Below are 5,711 nucleotides of genomic sequence, written 5' to 3' on the forward strand. Positions count from 1 at the left end.
GCAAGGGCCGCGGGACCGGGAATTCGCGATTGACCGAAAGATTATGTACATACCTTTTCGCCGAAACGTCACATCGCAACGCGGTGCGGAGAGCCGGGTGCAGGGATTGGTACGGCAAAGCCTGACCGGACAGAACCGCGGCAACGGACCGGCTTCCCCGCCGGAACATCCGCTGCAAGCCGGTCCGGCCCAGGCCGGCCTCACTCTGGACAGTGCCCTCGACGGGCGCGGCCCCCTGTTCGACCAGATCAAGCGCGCCGTCGCCGGCCAGATCCTGCGCGGACGCTGGCAGACCGGCCAACGTCTTCCCAACGAGGCGGAACTGTCCAGCCTCTATGGCGTCTCCCGCCAGACCGTCCACAAGGCGATTGCCCTGCTGGCGCGCGAGGGGTTCCTGGTGCGGCGCCGCCGTGCCGGCACCTTCGTCGCCACCGGCCGCCGCGACCGCTTCGCCTTGCCCATCGAGGACATCGGCGATGTCGTGGCGCGCGAGGGGCGGGTCTACGAGTTCCGCATCCGCGACCGCAAGTCTCTGCGCAACGGCGAGGGCATCCGCTGGCCCGACCTGCCCGACGGAACGCCGATCCTGGCGCTGGAATGCCTGCATTTCAGCGACGGAACGCCGATACAGCACGAACGCCGGCTGGTCAATCTGGACGTCGTGCCCGAGGTGGTTGACGAATCCTTCGATGTCGTGGCACCCAGCCGATGGCTGGTCGACCGGGTTCCCTGGTCGTCGGCCGACCATACCGTGCGTGCGGTCAATGCCACGGCGGAAATGGCCGCCCTGCTGGGGGTGGAGGCCGGTGCCGCCTGCCTGTCGATCCGGCGGCAGACCATGCATCTCAGCCGGCCGGTGACCCTGGTGCATTTCCTGTCGGTCGGCGACCGATTCAGCCTCAGCGGATCGTCGATCACCGACAGCGCGACCGAGTTGAATTTGTAAAGACAAAAGGACCGGCGATAGCCGCCGGCCACAACAGGGGGTCCTTTCACGATGGAGAGCAAGGTTATGGTTCGGACGATGCTCAAGACGGCGCTGCTGGGCGCCACGCTGCTGGTCGCCGGTGCGGCCGCCGGCACGGCGATGGCCGACACGCTGGCCGACGTCAAGAAGGCGGGTGTCTTCACCGTCGCCACCGAGATGCAGTTCCCGCCCTTCGATTTCCTTGAGAACAACGAATACAAGGGCGTCGACAAGGACCTGTTCGACGAGGTGGCGAAGGAGCTGGGCGTCAAGGCCAAGTATATGGACCTGCCCTGGACCAGCGTGCTGCCGGGCCTGGAAGCCAAGAAGTTCGATCTGGTGATCGCCCCGGTCACCATCACCAAGGAGCGCCTGAAGCGCTATTCCTTTACCGTTCCGATTTCCGAGGCGACCGCCGCCCTGATGAAGCGCGCCGACGACAAGACCATCAACAAGCCGGAGGACATCGCCGGCAAGAAGGTCGGCGGCGGCAAGGGCACCTCGCAGCTGGCCCAGGTGAAGGAATTCGGCCAGACCCTGCCGACGCCGCCGGACGTGCGTGAATATGTCGACAGCAACCAGTCCTACGCCGATCTGGCGGCCGGCCGTGTCGATGCCTCGGTCAACTCGCTGCCGAACCTGAACTTCGCCGCCGCCCAGCGCAAGGACACCTTCGCCGTCGTCCTGCCGCCCTTCGGCAAGCCGTCCTACTTCTCCTGGGTCGGCCGCCCGAGCGACGACGACAAGAGCCTGATCGAGGCGGTCAACGCCGCGCTGGTGAAGATCCAGAAGGACGGCCGCATGGCGGCCATCCAGAAGAAGTGGTTCGGCGTCTCGCAGGAGCTGCCGACCACCGTCCCGGAACCGCAGCTGTAAGGCGGGTCTTGGAGTGCCCCCTTTCCCTCCGGGGAAAGGGGGCTGGTTCCGGGACTGCCGACGAAGGCCCACCCAATGAAGTTCAGCGTCATCGTCGACGCCCTTCCCTATCTGCTGGGGGCGGCCGTCACGACCATCTGGGTCTCGCTGCTCGGCGTGCTGCTGGGGCAGGTGATCGGCGTCGCCGTCTGCGTCGCGCGCCAGTCCGGCGGGCGGGTGGCGAACATGGCCGGCGGGGTCTATGTCAGCTTCTTCCGCGGCGTGCCGCTGCTGATCCAGCTGCTGCTGATCTATTACATGCTGCCGCTGATCGGCATCGACGTGCCGCCGCTGGTCGCCTCCATCGCGGCACTCGGCCTCGCATCCGGTGCTTATGTGTCGGAGATCTACCGCGGTGCGCTGAATGCCGTCCCGCACGGGCAGTCGGAAGCGGCGCTGGCGCTGGGCTTCCCCGGATCGTCAATCTGGACGCGCATCCTGCTGCCGCAGGCCTTCCGCATCTCGGTTCCCGCGCTGGTCAACGAGCTGATCCTCCTGCTGAAGGCGTCCTCGCTGATCTCCGTCGTCGGGGTGGCGGAACTGACGCGGACCAGCCAGACCATCTCGGCCAGCAACTACCGCCCGCTGGAAATCTATCTGGCGGCGGGCCTCATCTATCTGGCGATCAACGGCGCGCTGGCCCTGTTCGGCACGCTGGTCGAACGCCGCCTGCAACAGGCCTGACCCGATGTTGGACCTTTCCCTCCTCGTCCAGTACGGCCCGGCGCTGCTGCGCGGCTTCGGCGTCACCATCCTGTGCTGGGGGGCCGGCTGCCTGATCGGCATGGCGCTGGGCTTCGTGCTGATGCTGCTGCGGCAGGTGCCGGTGAAGCCGCTGCGCTGGATCATCCGCGCCTACATCGAGGTGATCCGCGGCACGCCCTTCCTCATCCAGCTGTTCCTGCTCTACAGCGGCGGCCCCTCCATCGGCCTGCGGCTGGAGGCGACGACCGCCGGCATCCTCGGCCTTGGCATCTACGGCAGCGCCTATTTCGCCGAGATCTTCCGCGCCGGCTATCAGGCGGTGCCGAAGGGACAGGTGGAGGCGGCGCTCAGCCTCGGCATGTCCTATGGCTCCATCCTGCGCCGCGTGATCGTGCCCGCGATGCTGGTGTCGACCATCCCGGCCATCGTCAACATGATGGCGATCCTGACCAAGGAGACGGTGGTGCTGTCGATCATCACCGTGCCGGAACTGATGTACGAGATGCAGACGATGGCGGCGGAGACCTTCGCCACCTTCGAGACCATCCTGGGGATGGCGCTGTTCTACTGGCTGCTGGTGGAGGTGGTGTCGCGCCTGGGCCGCCGGCTGGAGACGCGCGTCACCCGTTTCCTGACCCATGCCTCGCCGCAGGGGTCGTCGTCCGAGACCGCAACCGCGAGGGCGTGATGACCGCCGTTTCCCAAACCGCCACTCCGCCGCGCGCCGCAAACCAGGGCGACGCCGTGCCGATGGTTTCGATCCGCGGCGTCGGCAAGAGCTTCGGCACCAACGAGGTGCTGCGCGACATCGACCTGACCGTCAGCAAGTCGGAGGTCGTCTGCCTGATCGGTCCCAGCGGATCGGGCAAAAGCACGGTTTTGCGCTGCATCACTTCCTGGGAGTCTACGACCGCGGCGAGATCCGCATCGAAGGCAAGCTGGTCGGCTACAGCGAGGGCACGCCGCGCCGCCGCCTGTCGAACCGCGACCTGCGGAGCTTGCGCCGCAACGTCGGCATGGTGTTCCAGCAGTTCAACCTGTGGCCCCACATGACCGCGCTGGAGAATGTGGCCGAAGCCCTGGTGCAGGTTCGCGGCATGGACAAGGCGGCCGCCACCGCCCACGCCCGCCGGATGCTGGACCGGGTCGGTCTGGCCGCCAAGGCCGACAGCTACCCGGCCCGCCTGTCCGGTGGGCAGCAGCAGCGCGTCGCCATCGCCCGCGTCATCGCGATGGAACCCCATCTGATGCTGTTCGACGAGCCGACCTCGGCGCTCGACCCCGAACTGGTGGGCGAGGTGCTGCAGGTCATGCGCGATCTGGCGGCCGATGGCATGACCATGGTGGTGGTGACCCACGAGATGGGCTTCGCCGCCAACGTCGCCGACAAGGTGGCCTTCCTCGACCGTGGACGCATCGCCGCCTTCGGCACCCCGCGCGAGGTCTTCCATGAATCCACGGAACCGCGGGTGCAGCAGTTCCTGCAGACTTACCACGAGCGGAACAGCTTCTGATCCCGCTTGCCGATGAAGAAAGGCCGCCCACAAGGGGGGCGGCCTTCATGGCGGCTCAGTAGTGATACCGGCAGGCCAGGATTTCGAGCGCCTGGGCGTCGCCATTCCCGGTCACCCGGTAGACCAGCCGATGTTCGCCCGTGATCCGGCGCGACCGCCAGCCGGCAAGCCCTTCCTTCAATGGCTCAGGCTTGCCGATCCCCGAAAACGGGTTCCGTTCCGTGTCGCGAATCAGGTCGTTGACCTTCCTCAACACGGCCCTGTCATTCTTCTGCCAATATAAATAATCTTCCCAAGCGCCGTCAGTCCAAACCTTCTTCATTCAGAATGTCCCGCTCGATGCCTTTGCCGGCATCAAGTTGAGCGATGCCCCTGAGCAGCCGTTCCGCGTTCTTGGGACTTTTCAGCAGATGAAGCGTCTCCATCAGTCCCTCGAACTCTTCCTCGGAAATCATCACCACTGAGCGTCCCTTCTGACGGGTGACGGTCAATGGCGCACGGCTGTCACAGACCTCATCCATCACGCTGGCAAGGTTGTTTCTAAGGTCGGTGTAACTGATGTGTCCCATTTTTAAGGCGCCTACCAAATCTGTAAGGCCGCGCAGTACCTCGATGGTCATCAAGGCGTCCGCCGATCACAGCATGTACAGAAATACGAACAGATTTCAAGTCCAGGTCGCCACAGCCACGCTCTCCCCTGGAACCCCGCCGGCAAACCGGCTAAGAACCCTTCGCATGCGCAACAGAACTGCAACGCGAAAGCTCCGTTCTCCACGATGATCGAACTCCGGTCCGTCACCCACGCCTATTGCGACCGTCCCGTCCTGCACGATCTGTCGCTGCGGCTGGCGGAGCGGCGCATCGCCATTCTCGGTGGCAACGGGTCGGGCAAGAGCACGCTGGCCCGCCTGCTGAACGGATTGATCGTTCCGACCGCCGGGACGGTCACCGTCGATGGGCTGGATACCCGCCGCGACGGCCGCGCCGTGCGCCAGCGGGTCGGCTTCGTCTTCCAGAATCCGGACACCCAGATCGTCTATCCGACGGTTGAGGAGGATCTCGCCTTCGGGTTGAAGGCGCGCAAGCTGCCGAAGGACGAGATCGCGCGCAGGGTCGCCGGCGCGCTGGAGCGCTACGGCCTCGACCGCTACCGCCACCAGCCGGCCCACCAGATGAGCGGCGGCGAGAAGCAGTTGCTCGCCATTGCCGGGGTGCTGGTGCTGGAACCAGCCTATGTCATCTTCGACGAGCCGACCACCCTGCTAGACCTTCGCAACCGCCGCAAGGTGATCGAGCTGCTGCGCGGACTGCCGCAAACGCTGATCGTCGTCACCCACGACCTGGACATGGTGAAGGACTTCGATCGGGCGCTGGTTCTGGAGGACGGCCGAATCGTCGCCGACGGCCCGCCCACCGAGACCGTCCCGGCCTACATCGAGCGGCTCGGCTGATGCTGGGGCTCTACCTGCATCGGGAATCGGCCATCCACCGCCTGCCGGCGGGGACGAAGCTGGGCGGGTTGCTGCTGGTGACGGTGGCAGTGCTGGCCCATGGACTTCAACTGCTTCACCTGGGCCTCGGTCAGCTTGCCGGCCAGATGGCGGACGACC

Annotated in this window: 7 protein-coding genes and 1 pseudogene; 6 read left to right on the forward strand and 2 right to left on the reverse strand. The window is 65.8% G+C overall.

Going from position 1 to position 5,711, the window contains the following annotated elements; translation table 11 throughout:
* Nucleotides 1–97 precede the first annotated feature (97 nt).
* The 5 genes and pseudogenes from I71_RS20355 to I71_RS20375 all read left to right on the forward strand — a co-directional run bounded on the left by I71_RS20355 (nt 98) and on the right by I71_RS20375 (nt 4,101).
* Nucleotides 98–946 (forward strand): GntR family transcriptional regulator, encoded by an 849-nt coding sequence (locus tag I71_RS20355; protein WP_244433944.1) that lies wholly within the window; start codon nt 98–100, stop codon nt 944–946.
* 51 nt (nt 947–997) lie between these two features.
* Complete coding sequence (locus I71_RS20360) at nt 998–1,843, forward strand: transporter substrate-binding domain-containing protein (RefSeq protein WP_244433945.1); 846 nt, start codon at nt 998–1,000, stop codon at nt 1,841–1,843.
* 75 nt (nt 1,844–1,918) lie between these two features.
* Nucleotides 1,919–2,566, forward strand: coding sequence for an amino acid ABC transporter permease (locus tag I71_RS20365; RefSeq protein WP_042697199.1), 648 nt, complete (start codon nt 1,919–1,921; stop codon nt 2,564–2,566).
* Nucleotides 2,567–2,570: 4 nt separating this feature from the next.
* The gene (locus I71_RS20370) at nt 2,571–3,275 is read left to right on the forward strand and encodes an amino acid ABC transporter permease (RefSeq protein WP_085940757.1); all 705 of its coding nucleotides are present in this window, start codon (nt 2,571–2,573) and stop codon (nt 3,273–3,275) included.
* Nucleotides 3,276–3,337: 62 nt separating this feature from the next.
* Nucleotides 3,338–4,101, forward strand: a pseudogene (locus I71_RS20375) (amino acid ABC transporter ATP-binding protein).
* Between the two features lie 55 nt (nt 4,102–4,156).
* On the opposite strand, the gene I71_RS20380 reads toward I71_RS20375, so the two are convergent.
* Both I71_RS20380 and I71_RS20385 read right to left on the reverse strand, forming a co-directional pair.
* Nucleotides 4,157–4,423 carry a Txe/YoeB family addiction module toxin gene (locus tag I71_RS20380; RefSeq protein WP_042697202.1) on the reverse strand — a complete coding sequence of 89 codons (267 nt, stop codon included), beginning with the start codon at nt 4,421–4,423 and terminating at the stop codon, nt 4,157–4,159.
* Nucleotides 4,404–4,721, reverse strand: a complete 318-nt coding sequence (locus tag I71_RS20385; protein ID WP_244433946.1) for a type II toxin-antitoxin system Phd/YefM family antitoxin — start codon at nt 4,719–4,721, stop codon at nt 4,404–4,406. Before I71_RS20385 ends, I71_RS20380 begins: the two co-directional genes overlap by 20 nt.
* A 156-nt stretch (nt 4,722–4,877) precedes the next feature.
* On the opposite strand from I71_RS20385, the gene I71_RS20390 reads away from it, so the two are divergent.
* Nucleotides 4,878–5,552, forward strand: coding sequence for an energy-coupling factor ABC transporter ATP-binding protein (locus tag I71_RS20390; RefSeq protein WP_042697204.1), 675 nt, complete (start codon nt 4,878–4,880; stop codon nt 5,550–5,552).
* Nucleotides 5,553–5,711: the final 159 nt, after the last annotated feature.

Source organism: Azospirillum sp. B506 (assembly GCF_000333595.1).
In the GTDB taxonomy this organism is placed as follows: domain Bacteria; phylum Pseudomonadota; class Alphaproteobacteria; order Azospirillales; family Azospirillaceae; genus Azospirillum.